At 58.2% G+C, this 19,470-nt stretch carries 20 protein-coding genes; 1 reads left to right on the forward strand and 19 read right to left on the reverse strand.

The window, feature by feature from the left end; all coding sequences use genetic code 11:
• Positions 1 to 64 precede the first annotated feature (64 nt).
• The gene (locus MK208_RS01205; protein WP_294113090.1) at positions 65 to 517 is read left to right on the forward strand and encodes a methylated-DNA--[protein]-cysteine S-methyltransferase; all 453 of its coding nucleotides are present in this window, start codon (positions 65 to 67) and stop codon (positions 515 to 517) included.
• On the opposite strand, the gene MK208_RS01210 is transcribed toward MK208_RS01205, so the two are convergent.
• The 19 genes from MK208_RS01210 to MK208_RS01300 all read right to left on the reverse strand — a co-directional run bounded on the left by MK208_RS01210 (position 518) and on the right by MK208_RS01300 (position 19,207).
• Positions 518 to 1,213 carry a CDP-alcohol phosphatidyltransferase family protein gene (locus MK208_RS01210; RefSeq protein WP_294113092.1) on the reverse strand — a complete coding sequence of 232 codons (696 nt, stop codon included), beginning with the start codon at positions 1,211 to 1,213 and terminating at the stop codon, positions 518 to 520.
• Positions 1,214 to 1,276: 63 nt separating this feature from the next.
• Positions 1,277 to 2,089, reverse strand: a complete 813-nt coding sequence (locus MK208_RS01215; protein ID WP_294113095.1) for an NAD(P)-binding domain-containing protein — start codon at positions 2,087 to 2,089, stop codon at positions 1,277 to 1,279.
• Positions 2,090 to 2,138: 49 nt separating this feature from the next.
• Positions 2,139 to 3,551, reverse strand: coding sequence for a PepSY domain-containing protein (locus tag MK208_RS01220; RefSeq protein WP_294113098.1), 1,413 nt, complete (start codon positions 3,549 to 3,551; stop codon positions 2,139 to 2,141).
• Positions 3,552 to 3,625: 74 nt separating this feature from the next.
• Positions 3,626 to 3,991, reverse strand: a complete 366-nt coding sequence (locus MK208_RS01225; RefSeq protein WP_294113099.1) for a DUF2946 family protein — start codon at positions 3,989 to 3,991, stop codon at positions 3,626 to 3,628.
• Positions 3,992 to 3,994: 3 nt separating this feature from the next.
• The gene (yihA, locus tag MK208_RS01230) at positions 3,995 to 4,648 is read right to left on the reverse strand and encodes a ribosome biogenesis GTP-binding protein YihA/YsxC (protein WP_294113100.1); all 654 of its coding nucleotides are present in this window, start codon (positions 4,646 to 4,648) and stop codon (positions 3,995 to 3,997) included.
• Entirely contained in the window at positions 4,648 to 5,394 is a 747-nt protein-coding gene (locus tag MK208_RS01235; protein ID WP_294113256.1) for an MOSC domain-containing protein, read from the reverse strand. Before MK208_RS01235 ends, yihA begins: the two co-directional genes overlap by 1 nt.
• Positions 5,391 to 7,208, reverse strand: a complete 1,818-nt coding sequence (gene yidC, locus MK208_RS01240) for a membrane protein insertase YidC (protein ID WP_294113101.1) — start codon at positions 7,206 to 7,208, stop codon at positions 5,391 to 5,393. Before yidC ends, MK208_RS01235 begins: the two co-directional genes overlap by 4 nt.
• Positions 7,209 to 7,351: 143 nt before the next feature.
• Positions 7,352 to 8,839: a bifunctional diguanylate cyclase/phosphodiesterase gene (locus MK208_RS01245; protein WP_294113103.1), complete on the reverse strand. Its 1,488-nt coding sequence runs from the start codon at positions 8,837 to 8,839 to the stop codon at positions 7,352 to 7,354.
• A gap of 124 nt (positions 8,840 to 8,963) precedes the next feature.
• Positions 8,964 to 9,833, reverse strand: a complete 870-nt coding sequence (gene ttcA, locus MK208_RS01250) for a tRNA 2-thiocytidine(32) synthetase TtcA (RefSeq protein WP_294113104.1) — start codon at positions 9,831 to 9,833, stop codon at positions 8,964 to 8,966.
• Positions 9,834 to 10,181: 348 nt separating this feature from the next.
• Positions 10,182 to 10,685: a hypothetical protein gene (locus tag MK208_RS01255; protein WP_294113105.1), complete on the reverse strand. Its 504-nt coding sequence runs from the start codon at positions 10,683 to 10,685 to the stop codon at positions 10,182 to 10,184.
• Between the two features lie 63 nt (positions 10,686 to 10,748).
• Positions 10,749 to 11,021: a membrane protein insertion efficiency factor YidD gene (gene yidD / locus MK208_RS01260; protein WP_294113107.1), complete on the reverse strand. Its 273-nt coding sequence runs from the start codon at positions 11,019 to 11,021 to the stop codon at positions 10,749 to 10,751.
• Positions 11,022 to 11,080: 59 nt separating this feature from the next.
• Positions 11,081 to 12,388, reverse strand: a complete 1,308-nt coding sequence (locus MK208_RS01265) for an ATPase (RefSeq protein WP_294113108.1) — start codon at positions 12,386 to 12,388, stop codon at positions 11,081 to 11,083.
• A gap of 115 nt (positions 12,389 to 12,503) precedes the next feature.
• On the reverse strand, positions 12,504 to 13,037 hold the full coding sequence (locus MK208_RS01270; protein WP_294113110.1) for a prepilin peptidase: 534 nt from the start codon (positions 13,035 to 13,037) through the stop codon (positions 12,504 to 12,506).
• Positions 13,038 to 13,046: 9 nt separating this feature from the next.
• Positions 13,047 to 13,895 carry a tetratricopeptide repeat protein gene (locus MK208_RS01275; RefSeq protein WP_294113111.1) on the reverse strand — a complete coding sequence of 283 codons (849 nt, stop codon included), beginning with the start codon at positions 13,893 to 13,895 and terminating at the stop codon, positions 13,047 to 13,049.
• Between the two features lie 32 nt (positions 13,896 to 13,927).
• Positions 13,928 to 14,491 (reverse strand): tetratricopeptide repeat protein, encoded by a 564-nt coding sequence (locus tag MK208_RS01280; protein ID WP_294113112.1) that lies wholly within the window; start codon positions 14,489 to 14,491, stop codon positions 13,928 to 13,930.
• Between the two features lie 27 nt (positions 14,492 to 14,518).
• Positions 14,519 to 15,490 carry a type II secretion system F family protein gene (locus tag MK208_RS01285; protein ID WP_294113114.1) on the reverse strand — a complete coding sequence of 324 codons (972 nt, stop codon included), beginning with the start codon at positions 15,488 to 15,490 and terminating at the stop codon, positions 14,519 to 14,521.
• Positions 15,491 to 15,502: 12 nt separating this feature from the next.
• Entirely contained in the window at positions 15,503 to 16,471 is a 969-nt protein-coding gene (locus MK208_RS01290) for a type II secretion system F family protein (protein ID WP_294113116.1), read from the reverse strand.
• 6 nt (positions 16,472 to 16,477) lie between these two features.
• Positions 16,478 to 17,953 carry a CpaF family protein gene (locus tag MK208_RS01295; RefSeq protein ID WP_294113117.1) on the reverse strand — a complete coding sequence of 492 codons (1,476 nt, stop codon included), beginning with the start codon at positions 17,951 to 17,953 and terminating at the stop codon, positions 16,478 to 16,480.
• Between the two features lie 15 nt (positions 17,954 to 17,968).
• A complete protein-coding gene (locus MK208_RS01300; protein WP_294113119.1) occupies positions 17,969 to 19,207 on the reverse strand; it encodes an AAA family ATPase in 1,239 nt (412 codons plus the stop codon).
• Between the last annotated feature and the right edge of the window lie 263 nt (positions 19,208 to 19,470).

Below are 19,470 nucleotides of genomic sequence, written 5' to 3' on the forward strand. Positions count from 1 at the left end.
CAAATGATGCGCATTCTGAGGCGTCCCGCTTGCGGGGCGCCTTTTGCTTGGGCAGTGTGGCGTCATGTTGAGATTGACCGTAGACACCCCAACCGGCCCCATGACGCTCACCGAAAAGGACGGCGCCATTGTGCGGGCTGAATGGGAGAGTGGCGGGGCGGATGACACGCCGTTGTTGCGCAAAGCTGCCGCGCAATTGGTGGCCTATTTTGACGATCCAGCACAGGGGTTTGATCTGCCGTTGAAGGTGGAGGCGTCAGAGTTTCAGCAGCGGGTGTGTGAGGCTATGTTGGCGATTCCGCTTGGGGAGACCCGCACCTATGGCGATCTGTCCAAAGACCTCGGCGTGCCTGCACAGGCCATCGGGCAGGGCTGTGGCGGCAATCCAATCCCGGTGATTATTCCCTGCCACCGTGTGCTCGGCGCAAACGGGTTGGGCGGGTTTTCCGGTCTAGGTGGCGTGGAGACGAAGGTCTGGCTGCTCAAACATGAGCGGGCCGGTGGTTTGTTGATCTGATCAGAGCGTTTCGCGGTACAGCAGCTGTTGCGCGGCACCGGCGACGGTGAGGTAAACGGATGTGGCCACCAGCCCCCAATGCGCCCAGCTTTCCGGGTGGAAATCGACCCAGGCAGCCCAGCCGGCAAAGAAGGTCCAGGCCAGCGCCATCGGGAAGGTGAGCCAGCGCCAGCGCTCTGTGCGGGTGGGATGCACAAATTTGATCGGCAGGAACATGGCCACGGCCAGCACGGAGACCAACGCGAGGCTGACCCAGAAGTTTGGCTCCACCGCAAAGATCACAATCACCACCATATTCCAGCATCCGGGAAAGCCGGAGAAGGAATTATCCCTGGTTTTCATGCGCGTATCCGCAAAATAGAGCGCGGAGGCAAAGGTGATGATGATGATTGCAAACCAGCCGGTCCAGCCATCCATCAACCCGGATTTAAAGAGTGCATAGGCCGGGATGAAGACATAGGTCAGGTAGTCGATGATCAGGTCGAGCAAGACACCGTCAAACTCTGGCGCGTTTTTCTTCACATGGTAGTGACGCGCCAGCGGGCCGTCGATGCCGTCGACAATGAAGGCCACCACCAACCAAAGGAACATCAGGCTCCATTTGCCATCCACGGCGGCCAGCATGGCCAACATGGCAAAGACCGCACCAGTGGCGGTGAACAGGTGGACGGCGAGGGCAAGGGCGCGAATACTCATAGAGGTGTCTTGCCGGAATTGCGTGCAGAGTGCAACGGCTGTGCGGCCTGGCGTCTCGGATGGTTAACCGCGGGCTTTGAGCACAAAGATCGCTTGGCGCACGGTTTCCGGCAGGATGGTGTCGGCCCCGTCTGGCGCGGCGTCGAGTGCCGAGCCTACGTCTTTGGTCAGTATGCCAATGGTGTTGTCCTCTTCCCAGCCATCACGAGCAAATTCGATGGTGTTGAAACCTGAGGCGAGCCAGTTCTGGCCTGAAGATGTGTGGATCAGGTTCAAGAGCGCGTCTTCGTCTATGCCCGCTTGGTCGGCCCAATCGAGCACAAGGCGCGTCATGGCTGTGTTGGAGGCGGCGAGCAGGTTGTTGAGCACCTTGGCCTGCATGCCTGCGCCATAGTCGCCCATGTGATGAAAATGCGCGCCCATGGCGTCAAACAGGGGCTGATGTTGGTGCAAAGCCTCAGTGTCGCCGCCCAGCATGAAGGACAGCCGCGCTTCTTCAGCCGCAATCGCAGCGCCGGACATCGGGGCGTCGATCAGGGTGATGTGGCTTGGCACACGCTCGCGCAGGGCGCGGACGTATTTGGGCGACAGGGTGGAGGAGACAATCACCGTTTGCAGGTTCGGCGCAGTCTCGATCAGGTTTTGCGCGCCAAACAGCACGTCATCGGTTTGGTCTATGTCGCGCACCACAGTGACTAGGATGTGCAGGTCTTTTCGGAAGTCTTCGAGGGAGCGCAGGGCCGGAGCGAGGGCGCCGAAGTCGGATGCGGGCCGGACATCAAATCCAAAGGCGTCAAAGCCCGCTGCGCGCAGTGCGGCCAGCATTGGGCCTCCCATGCGGCCACATCCTGCGATGCCTATTCCTGTGAGCTGCATGCTTGGTCCTCAAAATGCCCCGCCCACCGCTGCGGGCGGGGCGGATAGGTTATGACAAGGCGCGTTTCAGCGCGGGAATGTTGCTCACGACTAGCACGTCAAAGGCCAGCACGGCCAGCAGGGTCACACCAACCAAAGGGAACGCCAAAGAGACCAGCGCCGCGATCAGCAAAACGCCTTTGAAAAGCGGCATTTCTTTTGGTGCAGGCGGCGCAGCCAGGCGCAAGGCCTTGGACGGGCGGCGCTTGAGCCACATGACCACACCGGAGACACAGACAAAGATGACCATCAGGCAGAACATGGTGTTCAGGAGCAGGTTCCACAATCCCATTAGGCCCATGTGCAAGGGGATGCCCACCGCCATGGATTTGCCCGCAACCGAGTAGTCGGCATAGCGCGCCTCGGCGAGGATTTTGCCGGTGTATTGGTCCACGTGAATGGTGGCGTCTACGGTAGGTGTGGTGCTGTCACCGCTCATGCTGTCTTGGTTGATGGTCCAGACGCCGGTTTCTTCGCGCGGGTAGGCCACGCGAAAGCGCCCCTCAAGGCCCAAGTCGCGGCCCAACGCCACAAGGCTGTTGATGTCCACAGGCGCGCCTTCGGCTGTGCCGGTAACGCCGACATCAGAGCCAGAGGCGGGCATCGGGGTTTGCTCCAACGCCCAGGGCACATCGTTTTGGTTGCCGTGGTTCATGCTGGCGTGGGTGCTGTCTGACAGTGGGACGTCGCTCCACTTTTCTGCAGGGAAGGTGGACCAGGCCTGCACATATTTGCCACCCCAGATGCCAGCCCAAGCAAGGCCGGAGATCAGGAAGACCACCAACAGGGCGGAAATCCAGAAACCGGTGACCGCGTGCAGGCTTTTCCACAAGGCGCGACCGCGCGCTTTCAGGTTTGGAATGAGCACCGATGTGTCGCCACCACGTGGCCACCAGAGGTAGAGGCCGGTCAGAACCAGCACGAGGCCAAGGCCCGCGGCGATCTCAATCAGCCGATCGCCGGTGTCGCCAAGCAACAGGGAGCCGTGGATGTTGTCAGCGAGATCATACCACCCCGCACGACGGTCCCAGTTGCCCAGCACAGCGCCGGTGTAAGGATCAACGGCGACCATCTGGTGGGTGTCGCCGGTGTTGATGCGAAACACAGTGGCAAGCGCATCGGATTTCGGGCCGATGTATTCGACCACTGTGCCGGGCACCGCGGATGTGGCGGCGGCGGCTTGGTCGGAGACGGCCAACGCGGTGCCTTGGGGGGCGACCGCGATCTTTTCGCCGTCGCGGCCGTCAAACTGGGTGATGAACATCATCATCATGCCGGTCACGGCAAGCATGATCATAAAAGGCACCACGTAAAGCGCGGCATAGAAGTGCCAGCGCCAGGCGGCGAAATAGAGTTTTTGAGAGAGAGACGTTGCGCTGGATTGCTCTGCGCGCACGTCGGCAAATTGGCTGTCCTTGGCCATGAGGGAACATCTCCTGAAGGGCCGCGCTTGGGTCCCCAAGCCGGCTTGATTTGTGTTTGATTTTTACAGGGAACTCAGGAGAGTGCGGGCGGACCGCGGGCATCATAGCGGCGGTGGAACCCGGCGCTGTTGTGGGTAAAGTCCCGATGCTGCCAACGGTTGGTCAGGGACGCTTTGAGCGGCAGCGGGAAAGGGCCGTCCATCACCGGGACGACATCGGCCACCACGGAGAAAGCACAAGGGCTGCGCTTGTCCTCGGTCTGCTCATGCAACGGCACCGGCGCCCCGGTGTCGTCCACAAGCATTTCAACCATTTCGTCACCGGTACAGATGACAAGCACCATATGGCCGTCTGCAAACGTCTTAGGCATCCATCCCGTGGGGATGAGTGCGGAGGCCATCACGGCCACCAATAGCACCAAGGACGTCAGCAGGCGCATGGGTTATTCAAGACCGGCAATAATGGAGCGCAGTGTGGCGATGCCGTCGCCTTTTTCCGAACTGGTCAGCACAATCTCGGGGAACGCCGCCGGGTGTTTTGCCAATTTTTCGCGCACCTGTTTGAAGACTTTCTCGCGGTCTTTGACTTTCACCTTGTCGGCTTTGGTCATCACCACCTGAAACGTCAGCGCGGAGCTGTCCATCAAGGACATGATTTCTTCGTCGACATCTTTGATGCCATGCCGCGTGTCAATTAGCACAAAAGCGCGGCGCAAGTTGGCGCGACCAGACAGGTATTGCTTCAGCAGGCGCTGCCATTTCTCCACCACCGCAAGCGGCGCGTTGGCATAACCATAGCCCGGCAGGTCGACGAGATAGTGGCTGTCGGTCAGCGTGAAGAAGTTGATTTCCTGCGTGCGGCCCGGCGTGTTGGACGCACGCGCTAGGCGGCTGCGATTGGTCAGCGCGTTGATCAGCGTGGATTTGCCCACATTGGAACGCCCCGCAAAACAGACCTCAACACGGTCCCCCGCAGGCAGGCCATCCATGGCGACCACACCTTTGAGGAAGTCGGATTTGGAGCCGTCAAACAGCTTGCGGCCCCGTTCCAGTGCCAAAGGCTCCGGGTCTTCGGCAAATGGGAAAGGAAGTTGCATCAGAGCACCTCTGCTGTGTCGCCGACGGCAATGTCGCCGGATTTGGTCACCACACCGTAGACGCCAAAGTCCTGATGACCAAAGGCTTCGTTCAAAACGCCCAGTGTGTCCGCATCGCGCACGCCTGTGTCGGTGTTGACGGTGGTCGCTTTGCAGCGCGTGATGCGCTCGCGCACCTCAATTTCGGTGCCACCGATGCGCAGCGTTTTGCCAATCCAGTCAAACTCTTCCCATGGCGCAAATCCATCGAGCCAGATGTTACCACGCCAGCGTTCCGTGGCGAGCTTGCGGCCCAAGCGGCCTTCGATCGCGCGGTGGCTGGCGGTGGTGTGGATGGCGATGGACGGGAAGGGGCTGTCGGTCATGCCAAATTCACCGGCAGGCACCAGTTTGGCACTGGCGGCGCGGTCTTTGGGCATGATCGGACGCACCCAATCAATCAGCTTGTCGCCTTGGGTTTCCGGATCAAAGGTCAGCTCCCAGAGGTCTGGGTGCTGCAGGGTGATCTTGCCGGTGGCTTCGTCGACCTTGGCGGTTATGGCTTGCAACGAAGGTGCCCCAGCGGCGCGGGAAAAATTCACGCAACGGGCCCATTCGCCCCCATCGGTTTTGGCGCGTTCATGGGCCACGGCGTAGCGGCGATCCCAGGGGAAGGTTTGCCCCTCCACCAAAGAGACATGACCCACGGACTCGCGTCCGTGGGCCTTGATCGGGTGTCGCCAGAGTGCGGAGACGGTTCCCATTATTTGGCGTCCTCCTCAGGCTTCGACTTCTTGAAGCTTGATTGGATGTTGCCAAACACATCCGGTTTGTAGCCGTGCTGGCGCATGATGCCGTACTGCTGGATGAAGGTGATCACGTTGTTGGTGATCCAGTAGATCACAAGACCGGAGGCAAAGCTGCCGAGCATGAACATGAAGACCCATGGCATCCAGGCAAAGATCATCTTCTGCGTTGGATCGGTGGGCGCCGGGTTCAGCTTCTGCTGCAGCCACATGGAGATACCCAACAGGATTGGCAGAATGCCCAAGGAGAAGATCTCGAAGAAGCCCAGTTCCGGCACGCCGTAAGGCAGGATGCCAAACAGGTTGAAGATTGAGCTTGGGTCTGGCGCGGACAAGTCGGTGATCCAGCCAAACCAGGGCGCATGCCGCAGTTCTTTGGTCACAAAGATCACTTTGTAGAGCGAGAAGAAGATTGGGATCTGGATCAGGATCGGCAGACAGCCCGCCGCCGGATTGACCTTTTCCTTCTTATACAGCTCCATCATGGCCTGCTGCATCTTCTGACGGTCGTCGCCCGCTTGCTCTTTCAGCTTCTCCATTTGAGGCTGAAGTTCTTTCATCTTCGCCATGGAGGCATAAGATTTATAGGCCAGCGGGAAGACGATGATTTTCAGAACAACAGTCAGCGCGATGATCGCCCAGCCCATGTTGCCGATGAAGCCATAGAGCCACATCAGGAGCCACATGATCGGCTTCGTGAGGAAGGAGAACCAGCCCCAGTCGATGGACTCCAGCAGGCCTTCAACACCTTCTTCGTTCTGGTAGTTGCGGATTTTGCCCCAGTCTTTGGAGCCCGCAAACAGACGGGAGTTGGCGGTTGCGGTCTGACCTTCAGCCACCTGCATGGTCGGCATCACCGCTTCGGTCTGGTAGATGTCGCGAGACTGGTCGTATTTTGCCACGGATTTGAAGGGCTTGCCTTGCTCCGGGATCAATGTGGCCATCCAGTAGTGGTCGGTGAAACCGATCCAACCGTTGGCCTCGACCTGTGTCACCTCGGCAGGCGCACCTTCGCGTTGATCAAAGGTGTAGTCGGTCATGCCGTCATAGTCGGTTTCGGTCAGCTCGCCGTCGGCCATAGAGATCAGGCCTTCGTGCAGGATGAAGAAGTTTTTCAGGTCATCCGGCTGACCATAACGCGCCAGCACACCATAAGGCGCCAGAGAGACGGTGCCTGCACCGGTGTTTTCGACGGTCTGCTCCACGGAGAACATGTAGTCTTTGTCCACCGAAATGGTGCGGCGGAAGATCAGGCCTGCGCCATTGTCCCATTTCAGCGTGATTGGAGTCTCAACGGTCAGCGTGTCGCCGCTTTCGATGTCCCAGAGGGTATTAGAGCCTGGCACCTGGTCCAGAGACAGACCTGCGCCCGGGGCCCAGCCATAGAGCGCGTAGTAGGCATGTGGCTCACCGTTGGGCGACAGGAAGGTGACGATGGGAGAATCTTCGTCCTGGGTTTCGCGGTAGTCGTTGAGCTTTAGATCATCCAGACGGCCACCCAGCAAAGAGACAGAGCCGGACAGGCGCGCGGTATCGATCTCAACGCGTGGGGCATCGGCCACTTCGGTGGGCTCGACAGAGGTGGCGGCACCGGAGTCAGCCGCGGCAGTCGCGGGGGCCGTCGACGGGGTGACCGCATCGGTGCCCTCGACAACGGCGGTTGGAGCGTTGGGGTCCTGGGTCGCCTCAGGGGGGGGAAACAGGAGGAACCAAATCAGGATGACGCCAAAGCTGAGCGCCGTCGCGAGGATGAGGTTCTTGTTCTGATCGTCCATTGCCGCAAGCCATCTGTCGTTAAAAGGATGGGGAGGTTCAACAGAGGTGGCGACCAAAGGTCAAGGGGATTCGACCCAATTTGCCCGAAAGGCAGCGGTTCGTTGCGTGTGGGGAGGGGGACGCGCCAAGGGCGACGCGGTGGTCAGCTTGGTTTGTTGCCGATCTGAAGCGCGGGGCCGATCTTTTCCTGATGCTCGGTCATCCACTTGATGGTCTCGTAAAACGGCATTGGGCGGGCAATGCCGTAACCCTGCACATGGGAACAGCCAAGCTGCGCCAGCATCGCGTGTTCAGCTGGATTTTCAACACCTTCGGCCAGCGTTTCGAGCCCAAGACGCTCCGCCATGGTGACAATCGCGGCGATCATACGTTGCTGATCGGGGTCTTTGTCGATGTTGGTTACAAAGGAGCGGTCGATTTTGATGCGTTTTACCGGCAGGCGGCGGATCGAGGAGATGGACGCGTGGCCGGTGCCAAAATCGTCTAAGTCAATTTCGCAACCCATTGCGCTGATCGCTTCGACGTTGCGGACGACCATGTCGTCCGGCGTGCCCGCCACAACACTTTCAAGCACTTCGATGCCGAGGCGTTTTGCGTCCAGCTCGGTGCGGTCCAGCTCCCATTGGATACGTTCCACCAGAGTGGGGCTGCGAAGCTCCTCCCCGGCAAAGTTCACACCAACCATGGGGACGGTGAAACCGGCGTCGTCCCATGCGCGAATGGCATCAAGGGATTGACGCAACATCAGGTCTGCCAATTGGCCCATCTGGCCGGTTTGATGCAGCACGTCGAGGAACTGGATTGGGGCGAGAATGCCGCGTTCAGGATGTTCCCAGCGGGCCAAAGCCTCAAAGCCGGTGACAAGGCCTGTGTCGGTGGACACTTGTGGTTGAAACCAAGCGCGAATTTGGTCGCGTTGCAGGGTGCGCGCCGCTTCGCTTTGGGTTTTGCGGCGCGATATCACTTTGCGGCCCATATCAGTGGAATAGGCGCGGATGTTGCTGTCGCCGGTCAGCTGTGCCTCACACATCGCCATATCAGCGGCCTGGATCATGGCAGTGGCGGAGGGGCGGTTCAGGCGGGCGGACAGACAGAAGCCAATGGAACAACTGACATAGATAGACGCCATTTGCAGCGGCATAGGCTCTTCAACGGCGGTCTGGAAACGCGTCGCCATCTGAATGCCACTTTCGACATCAAAGTAGGCAATCGGCTCCAAGGCAACGGAGAACGACGCGTCACCGGAGCGAGACACCAGATCACCGGATCGCAGCGCGTTTTTCAAGCGCTCGGCGACATAGCGCAGCACCTCTTCCGCGGCTTGATCACCGTGATTTTCCCGCAGGCGGGCAAAGTTGTCGATCTTGATGGAGAAGCAGGCAGTGGTGCGCCCGTCCTCTTCCAGCGAGGACATCTTCTCCTGCATCTGGCGCTCAAACCCAGCAGGGGTGAGCAGGCCGGTCAGGCCGTCGACTTCGCTCTTCTTGCGCCGTTTGGCAGCCGTGAAAGGTGAAAACATCAGGAACGGCAGTGGCAGCAGGAAAGCGCAGACCAAAAGCCCCAGCTCGCCAAAGGCAAACCATGCCGCCAAGGTCACCACAGGAAACAGCAGAGGGACAACCCGACGCACAGAGGACTCCCGGGTCCAATAAGCCCGAAATGAAGCCAGGAATGTGTCCAGTCGCGACTGCATATGAGGTGTCCTATGACGCATAAAACTTGGTTTAGTGTCAGCGATTCTCTTAAGTGATCAGTTAACGTAGCTTAGGGATCGTATCCGAATTTGGTTCAAATTTTACTGATTCTCGAATTAAACCGGCAAAATCGAACAGGTTGGGATCCATCATGTGGCTTGGGCGGATGTTGGTCAGCGCCTTGAACATTACCTGACGGCGGCCTGGGCTGTTGGCTTCCCACTGATCTAGAATCTGCTTAACTTGTTGACGTTGCAGGCCATCTTGGGAGCCGCAAAGATCACAAGGGATGATCGGGTAGTTCATCGCCTTGGCAAATTTCTCGCAATCCTCCTCGGCCACATGCGCCAGCGGGCGGTAGACAAACAAATCGCCTTCTTCGTTAACAAGCTTGGGCGGCATGGTTGCCAGACGACCGCCGTGAAACAGGTTCATGAAGAAGGTTTCGAGGATGTCATCGCGGTGGTGACCCAACACAACCGCGCTGCAGCCCTCTTCTCGGGCGATCCGGTAGAGGTTGCCGCGGCGCAGGCGCGAACAGAGCGCGCAATAGGTGCGACCGGCTGGAACCTTGTCTTTCACAATCGAGTAGGTGTCTTGATATTCGATGCGGTGTTCGACCTGCATCTTTTCCAGAAAGGCGGGCAGGACGGTGGCCGGGAAGTTGGGCTGTCCCTGATCCAGGTTGCAGGCCAAAAGCTCAACCGGCAGCAGGCCGCGCCATTTCAATTCGTGCAGCACCGCGAGCAGGGTATAGGAATCCTTACCGCCGGAGAGGCACACAAGCCACTTCGCGCCGCGTTCGATCATGCCGTATTGTTCAATTGCCTCGCGTGTCTGACGCACGATTCGTTTGCGCAACTTCTTGAAATTGGCCGAAGAAGGCGCGTCCTGGAACAGCGGGTGGATATCATTGAGGTCGTCTAACATGCCGTGCCTTAAGCGAGGGGTCTTCCAGGGTCAATCTATCCCCAAGGATATCCACAGGTTGGCCGCGGACCACAAGCGTAGTTAAGGAAAACCCGACCCGTGTGATTTCGGGCACAGGGCGTTTGCATAGGATTGGGGACGGGATGTACGACGAAACGAACGCGCCAAACCCCAAGTTTTATGGGGGTTTACGGCATGTGTCGGGCGGTTGGGAAGTGACCGGCTGTGTTTAGATCACGGAACTGTGAACGCCTGGCGGTGTGGCGGAAATGGAAACACTGCGTTTCCGTGCTTCCTGGGTGCCTATCCGGGCGCGGTTTGGGCGCGCCCGGGAGGCGAAAGGGGGGCTTACTGAAGCTGCTCTTCGTTACACTTCTTGGCCAGATCGAGCGCCTTGGCGGTGCCAGCCAGATCGACGATGAAGGAGTATTCCTTTTCCGGGAACACGGTCATCGTGGGCGCGCGGCGGATGGCCTCATACACTTCCGGATCCTCGGTCAGCACATAGCCGCCGCTGTAGCCTTTGGTGATGTTGCCACGCATGCCAGTGGCCTCTCCAACGTAGAGGTTTTCACCAATTAGCAGCGCCACATCTTGTTTCACGTCGGTGCGGATGTTGGTCTCCGCTTTGGTGAAGATGCCGATGTAGCCAATGGCGCGGTCCTCGGTCAGACCCATCTGAATGACGTTGTCCAAGCCGTCTTTGGTTTCCACCAGGCAGGTGCCTTTTTCGGTGTCGATGTGCACGTTCCAGCCGTCCACAGAGCCATAGCCGACAAATTTGTCAGCCAGTACAGCGGTGCTGGTTAGGGTCAAGGCGGCCGTTGTGGCCAGGATGTGAGAAAGGCGCATGGGAAATCTCCTGAAAGGACAATTGAATGCGCACAGGCTAGCACTCTCTTGGGTGGTGTCCAGTCAGGTTTCGCGGTTTTGCGTACCCCCGGATGCGCCATTTTTGTCGCCACAACAGGGCGGAACCGGATCGTAGCCGCTGCTGCCAAAGGGATGGCAGCGACCAAGTCGGCGCAGGGTCAGCCAGCTGCCCTTGATCGCGCCATGTTTCTCCAGTGCTTCCAGCGCGTAGGCTGAACAGGTGGGCTGATACCGGCAGTTGAAGCCAACCCAAGGGCTAAACACCAAACGGTAGAACCGGACGGGCAGGGCGGCGATATGGGCAAGCGGTGACATGGGAACTATGTAGGCCATATAGCGCGCGTAAAAAAGGCCGCGTCATGCGGCCTTTTGGATCACTTCACGATGTGCTCGTCTTTCACGAACATATTGGCCCAGGCGCGATCAATCAGGTCAGGGCGCATTTGATAGGGGATGCCCTCAAATTCGCAGATCGAGATGATCTGGTCGATCAGGAACACCGGCTGGTAATTGGCGTAGGTGTTGTCTATTGTCGGGTATTTGGTTTTGAGCAGGTGAATGAGAGATGTCTCATCCAGCGGCAGCCCCTTTTTCTTGGCCACAAGGGCAAAGATTTTCAGGAAGTTCTCCTGGCTTGGGCCGTCAATTTTGATCTTGTAGAAGATACGACGCAGGGCCGCTTGGTCAAAGATCTCATTGGGGTGGAAGTTGGTGGAGAAGATCACCAGTGTGTCAAAGGGCACTTCGAACTTCTCACCGGATTGCAGCGCGAGAATGTCTTTGCTCTCTTCCAAAGGCACAATCCAACGGTTGACCAGCGCCTGTGGCGGTTCCTCCTGACGCCCCAAATCGTCCACGATGAAGATGCCGCCGGTGGACTTGAGCTGCAACGGCGCCTGATAGGTGCGCGCCGTTGGGTTGTAGACCAAGTCGAGCATGTTGAGCGACAGCTCACCACCAGTGATCACGGTGGGGCGGTCACATTTCACATAGCGGCTGTCAAACCGCGCGGTGCGGCGCAGGCTGTTTTCGTCTTGCTCGTCACCTTCGGCGGCGGAGTGCACAATCGGGTCATAGACGGTGATCACCTGACCGGCGTATTCGATGGCGTGAGGCACATAAACCTTGTCACCCATCGCGTCGCGAATGCCGTTAGAAATCGAAGACTTACCGTTGCCGGGCGGACCATACATCAGGATTGAGCGGCCAGAGCCCACGGCGGGTCCCAACTGGTCCAGCAGGTCCGGCGGCAGTATCAGGTGCCCCATCGCACCGGTGAGTTGGTCGCGCGTGATCTGAATGTTGCGGATCGACTGGCGTTTGACCTGTTCGCGGTACACATCCAGCGGCACCGGCATGGCACCAAAATACTCGGATTGTGCCAAGGCGTCCTGTGCGCGGCCTTTGCCGGCATCGGTCAGTTGATACCCCATCTCGTCGCCGGAGTTGGCGTTCAGCGTGCCGGTTGCCTCCAGCAGGCGCTGCTCGCGGGCCATGTCGACCAGCTCTTGCGTTACTGCGCGGGGTAGACAGATGGCTTTGGAAATGTCGCCGACCATGTCCACGTTTTTGCGGAACATGGTTTTCAGGAGGATGTCCCGCATCATCACCACGGGAAGCTTCATATCCTCGATCCGTTTTGGCGGCGGCGGGGCCATCACGTTGGTGGTCTGCATGTTCATCGACGCAACACTCCTGATTGAGGGCCGCAAAGCCCTCGGTCTGTTTCCATCCCATAGACAATCAAAAGGTGGCGTTTTTGGGGCCGCATCGGGCCGGCATCGTGAAGGATGCGATTTATTGGCCGTGCAGAACGCCCAGGATTAGGTAGGTGCAGAGCGCCAGGCCAATGCCGGTGCCCATCGGCAAGGTCATCTGATCTCCCTTGCCTACATTCACACCGCTCTCAGAGGCCTTGAGCTTCCAGGCGGCCCAGTCCGGCGCCAGCTTGCGCAAGGGCGTGACGCGGATGATCAGCGTGGCCAATGTCGCAACAATGATCGATCCAAAGGTGATCATCAGCATGTAGCTGGCGTCGCCTTTGTCGACGTAAAGCGCGGCCACAGCCGCCATTTTCACGTCCCCAGCACCCACTTGCCGCGCCATCCACATCAGAAGCAGTACCGCAAACACCACGCCATAATTAGCAAAGCGCCAGACAAACTCCATGATTGGCAATGTGGCAAGCCCGACCACCACAAAGATCGCAAACAAGGCCCAGACGGACAGGTTGCTGATCCGCTTGTGCTTCATGTCCACCCAGAAGATGAACACGCAAAGCGGCAGCGCCGGGAGCAATGCCCAGAGCGCAAATGTGCTGGAGACCTGCATCAAGAAACCTTAGCCGTTTTCAAGCGCATCCAGGGCGCGCACCGCGGCCTCAAAGTGTTGCGGATGGGTTTCCACCGCCTCACGCAGCAGCACTTTGCCGGTTTGGGTATCGCCCTGCTTAACCGCAGACAGCGCCAGTGTGTGCAGCAGCTGCGCGCGTTCGGTTTGCACCATCGGGATCACCGGCAGGGTGTACTGGCGTTGCGCGCCACGTGCCAAAACCATGTTGTTTTTGGCGGTGAACAGCGTGCTGTCCTGACGCACGGCTTCACCAAACAGACGCTCCGCTTCGGCATAGTCGCCACGGGTCAGTTTGGAATAGCCCCAGTTGTTCATCACACCAGCCGGGCGGGTGGTCAGGCCAACGGCGATTTCATAGAAGCTGTCGGCGCGGTTCCACTCTTTGTTGCTATCCGCAATCATGGCCTCAAGGCGGTAGCGCTTAAAGGTCTCATGGGTGGGCGGAATGCTGTCCAACGTCTTTTCGGCGTCATCCCAAAGACCAGCGCGGATTTGCGCATCCGCCAGATCAACACGATCGTTGGCAGTGCTGTCTTTGTGTTTGGTCACCTGTTTCCAGGCTGGCACAGCTTCGGTGAACCGCTTCGCGCGCACGTAAGACACGGCGAGACCGCGTTGAAGATCCAGGCGATCTGGATTGTCTTTCAGCGTGCGCTTAAAATAGGCGATGCCTTCGTTGGGATCGGCCACAGTCAACATCACGTCAGACAGGTTGGCTTCGTCTACGGCGTTCACGTCCTGAATGGCGCGTTCAACGCTTTCGTCACCTTTATCGGAACAGGCTGTCAACGCGACAAGCCCGGCCACACAAATTGTCCCCAAAACAGGATGGCGCATTGTTTGCGTCCTTTGCTGCTCTTGCTCTCAATTTATGGCGTCTGACGGATCACGTAGTCGCTGCTACCCCGCCGCACCAATTTATATTCTTGTTGGTTTTCGTCACCATAGACCGGTTGATTCGAATTTGCGAGTGCTATGCGCAAATTATCCCGGATTGCGTCACTTTCGCCATTGTCCAGAGCATAGGCGCGGCGCAGAATCTGTTCGGCTTCGGCATATTTTCCCTGTTCCATAAGCGTAATGCCGAGGTTGTTCCAAGTTTCCGGATGGCTGTCGTCCGCCTTGAGCGCCTCGCGCAACAGGTCTTCGGCTTGTCCCAAGCGTCCCATCACCAGATTGGCCGTGCCCACGGCAGCCAGAACGTCCGGTGTGCGTCCTTGTTCCAGCCCCGCGCGCACAAAGGCATCCATCGCCAGATCATATTCGCCGGCGTCCATAAGGCGCCAGCCCACCACCAAGCCATCTACAGCCTCGCCTTTGGGGTCGACCGCAGGTGCGTAAGGGCTGTCGCTGGATGCGCCAAAGCCGCCCGTGTCACAGGCGGCTATAGCAAAGCTTAGTATCAACAGGGCGCTGGCCCGGAAGTGTGTCATTTGGGGCGCTTTTTTGCTCGTTTTGCCTCACTGGCCGAGCTGCGTGATCCCAATCACAGACGGGCTGACCAAGATGATCAACAGCGGCGGCACAGTGAGCATCATTGTGGCCAATGTCATCTTTGTTGGCAACTTGTTTGCCGCCTCTTCAGCTCGCATCACCCGTTTGTCACGCATCTCCCCGGCATAGACCCGCAGGGCTTCGGCGATGGAGGTACCAAAGGTCGCGGATTGGATAAGCACGGTCACAAAAGAGGACACGTCCTGTACGCCGCAGCGTTCCCCCATGTCAGACAGAACCTGGGACTTATCCTTACCGGCTTTCATTTCATGTGCCACAATTTCGAACTCTTGTGCCAGCGCCGGATAAGAGGCGCGCAACTCGCCTGCGACGCGGACAATCGATTGGTCGAGCGATTGCCCGGCTTCCACGCAGACCAGCATCATGTCGAGGCTGTCAGGGAAGCCGGCGGTGATCTCTTCTTTGCGCTCGGCAACCCGGCGGGTGACCCAATATTTGGGCAGGAAGTAACCTGCGCCGCCAGGGCCAAGGGTCCAAAACAGCATGTCTGACGTTGTGGATTGGTCGGTTTGCTTCACCAAAATGAAATATGTGACCCCAAGGATCAAACCACCAATGCCCAGGACCATCTGCGCAAGGTGGTAGGCCCGAACCGCATCACGCGATGGATAACCCGCCTGCATCAGTTTCAGGCGCACAGAGCTGAGTTCCGCTTCACTTTGTGGTTCCAGAAAGGCCTTATACTTGTCGAGCTTGGCATTGGCCGCTTTGCGGCGAAGGCGCTCGTCCTTGGTGGTGCGTGAGGATGTCTTTTCTTGGGATTTCTTAAGTTTGGCAATTGGGTCGTCTTGGCGCGCCATCATGCCAGTCACGATTAGAAGCGTGAAGAAAACGCCAAGGACCAGCACCGCGATCATTGGACCGCGGGGTCCCAGCATGTCGGTCAACATCATGTTCAGGGCTTCCAGAATGGTCATAGCAGGATCTCCTTACACTTTGATGTTGGTCAGGATTTTCATGACGATGAGGTTCAACCCCAAGAACACGCCCACGGCGATACAGCCTGGAATGTAGAGCCAGTGGTCTTTGACTTCGTCATAATAGTTCGGGTCCATCACGTTGATTGCGATCAAGGCCATAACAGGAAAACCGGACAGGAATTTGCCGGACCATTTTGCCTCAGCCGTAATGGCTTTTACGCGGCGGAACAGGCGGAAGCGGGCGCGGATCACCTTGGACAGACCGGCGAGGATCTCGGCGAGGTTACCCCCGGATTGCTGCTGGATGGTCACCGCCACCGATAGAAAGCGCAGATCCTGCATGTCCAGGCGTTCAGCCATGTCTTTCAGCGCTTCACCCAAATCGCGGCCGTAGGCAGCTTCATCGGCGATCACGCCAAACTCGGTGGCCAGCGGGTCCTCGATTTCCTTGGACACAATCTGGATCGCGGAGGAGAACGGGTGGCCCACACGCAGCGAGCGCACCATCAGTTCAATCGCGTCCGGCAGTTGCTCTTCGATCATGGAGATGCGCTTGCCCGCTTTCATCGAGACCCAAGTATACACCCCGCCAACACCCATCATCACGGCAATCGCAGCGCGGGTGATGACGCCGGTTTGTGTGCCAACAGTGAGGCCCATAAAGGCAAAAACAGACACCGCAACCATCATGAGGATCAGCTGCATGGGCGAGAATGCGATCGCGGCCTTCTGCGCCTTTTCCGCCAGCACGGAATACAGGGGAATGCCGCGGTTTTCCGCGTGCTGCTTCATCTCTTTGCGGAGCTGCTCCAGCACCTCTTCACGCTTGGCGCCTTTGTCCAGCATCTCAAGCCGGCGGTTTACACGGCTGTTGAGGCTGATGGATTTGCCAAAAACGGTCAGGTAAACGCCTTCGACCAACACGAAGACGCCCACAAAAATGAGGCCATAGACAATAAGTTCGGGCGAAAATGGCATGTCTGATTACCCCGCAGACGGTTCGTAAATTTCAGGCGGCAGATCGTAGCCCCAGAGACGGAAGCGCTCGGAATAGTGCGAGCGCACGCCGGTGGCTGTGAAATGGCCAATAATCTTGTTTTCCGGCGTCAGGCCGGTGCGCTGGAAGCGGAAAATTTCCTGCATAGAGATCACGTCCCCCTCCATGCCGGTGATCTCGGTGATTGAGGTCATGCGACGCGAGCCGTCCTGAAGACGCGAGGCTTGCACGATCAGGTTCACCGCCGAAGAAATCTGCGATCGCACCGCCTTCAGCGGCATCTCAATCCCGGCCATGGCGATCATGTTTTCCAGACGGGAAATACCGTCGCGTGCGTTGTTGGCGTGAATTGTGGTCATCGAGCCGTCGTGGCCGGTGTTCATCGCCTGCAGCATGTCGATCACTTCTTCGCCACGCGTCTCCCCCACGATGATGCGGTCAGGGCGCATCCGCAGTGCGTTTTTCAGACAGTCGCGCGGGGAGACTTCGCCTTTGCCTTCCACGTTGGGCGGGCGGCTTTCCATCCGGCCCACATGGGTCTGTTGCAGTTGAAGTTCCGCGGTATCCTCAATCGTCAGGATACGTTCGGCGTTATCAATGAAAGAACTCAGCGCGTTGAGCGTGGTGGTTTTACCGGAGCCAGTACCGCCGGACACAATCACGTTCAGGCGGGTGGACACCGCCGCCTGCAGATAGGCGGCCATCTCTTCAGAGAAGGCGCCAAAGCGCACCAGGTCATCAATGCCCAGCTTGTCTTTCTTGAACTTACGAATGGACACCAACGAGCCATCCACCGCAATCGGGGAGACCATGGCGTTGAAGCGCGAGCCATCCGCCAGGCGGGCGTCCACATAGGGGTTGGACTCATCCACACGACGCCCCACCGCCGACACAATCTTGTCGATGATGCGCAGCAGGTGTTTTTCGTCTTTGAACACAATGTCGGTAAGCTCAAGCTTACCGGCGCGTTCCACAAAAATCTGCTTCGGGCCGTTCACCAGAATATCGTTCACGGTCTCATCTTGCAGCAGGGTTTCCAGCGGACCAAGGCCGGTGACCTCGTCATACAGCTCCTGAAACACCGTGGTGCGCTCTTCACGATTGAGCACAATCGCTTTTTCTTGAAGCACTTCGGTGGCAATGGCGGTGATTTCAGCCCGCAGCTCGCGCTCAGACGCCTTGTCCAATGCAGCCAGGTTCAGGTTGTCCAGAAGTTCGCGGTGCAGTTCCAGCTTGATTTCGCCAAGGCGTTCCTTGCGGCGACGCTCTTTGTCACCAGCGGCAACGACGCCTGCCGCCTTCTCAGCCACAGGGCGGCGCATCACTTTTTTTGCTGCCGAAGTTGCGCTGGGGGCAGCAGCTGGCGCAGGAGCCGGTGCGGCTTTTTTCGCTTCGGCTTTCGCGGCTTTTTCAGCAACTGCGGGACCGGGTTTGGCGTCAGATTTTTTGTAACGAGAAAACATGGCGACGGTCCTTTGTTACGCGGCTTTTTCGCTGGCTTGATCCAGCGCGTGCAGGCTGGCGGCGAGCTTGGCAATTTCCTTGCGGAGCGGGTTTTTGGCGGCGCTGATCGCCAGCGGCTGACCATGATCAGACGATTGCGCAACCTGCTTGCCGCCATCAGGCATGTTCAAATCAATCGAGATGCCGAGGCTTTCCGCCAGACGTTTCACCCGGCTTTTGCCCGCCAGATCGGTGAACTTTGGCGCGCGGTTCATCACGTAGCGCAGCTTTTCAAAAGGCAGATCTTCCGCTTGCAGAGCCCGCTTAAGACGCATGGCGTTCTGGGCCGAGCGCATGTCGATTTCCATCGTCGCAAAGTAGACATGGGCCGCCTGCAGCACGACTTCGGACCACTGCACCAGCGTCGACGGCATGTCGACAATCACATAGTCATAGTGTTTTCGCGCCATCTCCAACATGCGGTCGATGTCCTCGGGGCCGACAAGATCCAGCGGGATGATCTCCGCCGGAGCGGTCAAAACATGCAGCTTTTCTTCGTAGGTTTGCAGCGCTTGGCCAAAGCTATCGCTGTCCATGCTTTCGGTATCGGTCAAAAGCTCAAACACCGCGTCAGGCCGAGGCAGATCAAGATAGGTCGACATGGTGCCAAACTGCAGGTCGAGATCAAGCAAGCATACGCTTGGTGGCTCGCTTCCTGTGGTTGCAAGTTCCCAGCCAAGGTTGGTGGCCAGAGTGGTTGCGCCGGTGCCGCCGGCGATACCGTGCACCGCGATTAAGACGCCTTCGTGGGACACATCGGATGCGGCGAGTTTCACTTGGGAGGACGCTGGAATTTCTGCGGCCTTGGCCGCCGCGCGGATCTTTTCGATCGCGGCTTGGAGTTCGCCAGGTGGAAGCGGGTAGGGGATAAACTCGTCAGCGCCATGGCGCAGCAAGGTGTGCAACGAGGCCGGGGTCACGTCTTCTGCAATCAGAAGGGTGCGAATGTTGCGGTTGCGTGCTTCGGTGATGATGTCCGTCAGCTCATCCAGAGAATCCTCGTCCATGTCGTCCATGGCAATGGCAATGAATTCCAGATGTTCCGCCTCGGGTTGCGCCATGAATGGCACAGCGTCCTCAAAGCCGAGGTCGCCCCATTGTTCTCCCAGGGCTTCTTCCATATCCACAATCAGAAGTTCAAAATTCTGCACATCCCGGCAAATGGTACATGCCAGGATTGGATTTTGATCGGTTTGCAGCGCTTCGCTACTCATCTTCAGCCTCAAGTCCTCTGGCGCAATATGCGCCTGTTATGGTGCAGAGGTGCCCACCTCTCTTTGGCAGTTGCCTGACAATCACCCCGATTGCTGGCCATCCGACTCGCGCCAGACACAGTTTGCCTCGGGAACGAAGATCACTCTGAACTTGGGCAACATTGGGGCTAAAAAACCGAAATTGTGCGGTATTGTGCGACGATCCCGACAAATGCGGCGGATCGTTTCCGGAACACAAAAAAGCCGACCCAAAGGCCGGCTTT

Source organism: Shimia sp. (genome assembly GCF_022448905.1).
In the GTDB taxonomy this organism is placed as follows: domain Bacteria; phylum Pseudomonadota; class Alphaproteobacteria; order Rhodobacterales; family Rhodobacteraceae; genus Shimia.

Coding starts and splice junctions, on each gene's coding strand:
- MK208_RS01205 (WP_294113090.1), top strand. CDS start 65: ATGTTGAGATTGACCGTAGACACCCCAACCGGCCCCATGACGCTCACC.
- MK208_RS01210 (WP_294113092.1), bottom strand. CDS start 1,213: ATGAGTATTCGCGCCCTTGCCCTCGCCGTCCACCTGTTCACCGCCACT.
- MK208_RS01215 (WP_294113095.1), bottom strand. CDS start 2,089: ATGCAGCTCACAGGAATAGGCATCGCAGGATGTGGCCGCATGGGAGGC.
- MK208_RS01220 (WP_294113098.1), bottom strand. CDS start 3,551: ATGGCCAAGGACAGCCAATTTGCCGACGTGCGCGCAGAGCAATCCAGC.
- MK208_RS01225 (WP_294113099.1), bottom strand. CDS start 3,991: ATGCGCCTGCTGACGTCCTTGGTGCTATTGGTGGCCGTGATGGCCTCC.
- yihA (WP_294113100.1), bottom strand. CDS start 4,648: ATGCAACTTCCTTTCCCATTTGCCGAAGACCCGGAGCCTTTGGCACTG.
- yidC (WP_294113101.1), bottom strand. CDS start 7,208: ATGGACGATCAGAACAAGAACCTCATCCTCGCGACGGCGCTCAGCTTT.
- ttcA (WP_294113104.1), bottom strand. CDS start 9,833: ATGTTAGACGACCTCAATGATATCCACCCGCTGTTCCAGGACGCGCCT.
- MK208_RS01255 (WP_294113105.1), bottom strand. CDS start 10,685: ATGCGCCTTTCTCACATCCTGGCCACAACGGCCGCCTTGACCCTAACC.
- yidD (WP_294113107.1), bottom strand. CDS start 11,021: ATGTCACCGCTTGCCCATATCGCCGCCCTGCCCGTCCGGTTCTACCGT.
- MK208_RS01265 (WP_294113108.1), bottom strand. CDS start 12,388: ATGAACATGCAGACCACCAACGTGATGGCCCCGCCGCCGCCAAAACGG.
- MK208_RS01270 (WP_294113110.1), bottom strand. CDS start 13,037: ATGCAGGTCTCCAGCACATTTGCGCTCTGGGCATTGCTCCCGGCGCTG.
- MK208_RS01275 (WP_294113111.1), bottom strand. CDS start 13,895: ATGCGCCATCCTGTTTTGGGGACAATTTGTGTGGCCGGGCTTGTCGCG.
- MK208_RS01280 (WP_294113112.1), bottom strand. CDS start 14,491: ATGACACACTTCCGGGCCAGCGCCCTGTTGATACTAAGCTTTGCTATA.
- MK208_RS01285 (WP_294113114.1), bottom strand. CDS start 15,490: ATGACCATTCTGGAAGCCCTGAACATGATGTTGACCGACATGCTGGGA.
- MK208_RS01290 (WP_294113116.1), bottom strand. CDS start 16,471: ATGCCATTTTCGCCCGAACTTATTGTCTATGGCCTCATTTTTGTGGGC.
- MK208_RS01295 (WP_294113117.1), bottom strand. CDS start 17,953: ATGTTTTCTCGTTACAAAAAATCTGACGCCAAACCCGGTCCCGCAGTT.
- MK208_RS01300 (WP_294113119.1), bottom strand. CDS start 19,207: ATGAGTAGCGAAGCGCTGCAAACCGATCAAAATCCAATCCTGGCATGT.